Origin of the sequence: Actinoplanes sp. NPDC026670 (assembly GCF_040638175.1) — a bacterium.
GTDB lineage: Bacteria > Actinomycetota > Actinomycetes > Mycobacteriales > Micromonosporaceae > Actinoplanes.
In genome coordinates this window covers 1-1,152 of the sequence record NZ_JBEZXU010000207.1, presented here as the reverse complement: position 1 = coordinate 1,152, position 1,152 = coordinate 1, and the positions used below count along the sequence as shown (strand labels likewise).

The following is a 1,152-nucleotide window of genomic DNA, read 5'->3' as shown; positions in this document are numbered from 1 at the left end:
CGCTGGAGGATCCGGATCGGCGCCCCGTGGCGGGACGTCCCGGCCGAGTACGCGCCCTGGCCCACCGTCTACGGCCTGTTCCGTCGCTGGCAGCGTGACGGAACATGGGACAAGATCCTGTCCGCGCTGCAGGCCGCCGGCGACGCGACCGACCGGATCGTCTGGACGGTGAGCGTGGACTCGATGACCAGCCGCGCCCACCAGCACGCCGCCGGCGCCCGCGCCGACGGGCACCGACAGAAGGAATCGCCCGGCGGTGTGCACGAGGAGCCGGCCGACCATGCGTTGGGCCGATCACGCGGCGGGTTGACCACCAAGACTCATCTGGCCTGCGAGCAGGGACAGAAGGTCCTCTCCCTGATCGTGACCGCCGGGCATCGTGGTGACAGCCCGCAGTTCATCCCCGTCCTGCGCCGTATCCGCGTGACCCGCCTCGGTGTCGGCCGGCCCCGCACCTGCCCCGACCTGGTCCTGGCCGACAAGGCCTACACCAGCCGCGGCAACCGCCGATACCTGCGCTCACGCGGGATCAAGGCCTGCATCCCGAGCAAGAAGGACCAGGACGCCCACCGCAAGGCCAAAGGCTCCAAGGGCGGCCGCCCACCCGCCTTCGACCCGCAGCTTTACCGGCTACGCCACGCCGTCGAGAACGGCATCAACCGACTCAAACGCCACCGCGGGGTCGCCACCCGATACGACAAACTCGCCGTCCGCTTCCAAGCCGTCCTGACCATCGCGATCATCACCGAATGGCTCTGACCGGCTTATGAAACACGCCTTAGCTGCGACACGCGCTGCGGGGAGATGCCAAGTAGCGCGCCCGCGTCGCGGACCGTGTAGCCCTTTGCGAGTAGTGCGCGTGCGGCGGTGACGGTCGCCTCTTCGGCGGACTCTTCGGCCTTGCGTAACTCGCTGCGGGCCCTGCGAGCCCGGGTCACCTCTTGCGGCAGGTCGGGCTGCACGTCAACGTCGAAGCTGTGCGGGGCGACGTCGAGCATGAGGGCGATGGCTTCACGTGCCATGCCTTCGACCTGGTCGAGACGGCGAGCCTGAGAGAAAACACCCTTGATCTCCGGCACGCTGATCGCCCACCAAGCACCCGAGCGTACGCATCTGGCGGTGTACCTCATCGGCGACAGCTCCCCTCTCACC

The 1,152-nt window shown here is 68.7% G+C and carries 2 protein-coding genes; one reads left to right on the top strand and one right to left on the bottom strand.

The genetic code is table 11. From position 1 onward, the window contains the following. A partial coding sequence (locus tag AB0E94_RS53135; RefSeq protein ID WP_360344642.1) for an IS5 family transposase occupies positions 1–759 on the top strand: 759 nt, incomplete at its 5' end. A gap of 5 nt (positions 760–764) precedes the next feature. On the opposite strand, the gene AB0E94_RS53130 is transcribed toward AB0E94_RS53135, so the two are convergent. Then, positions 765–1,152: type II toxin-antitoxin system HicB family antitoxin (locus tag AB0E94_RS53130; RefSeq protein WP_360344639.1), on the bottom strand; the 388-nt coding region annotated here is incomplete at its 5' end.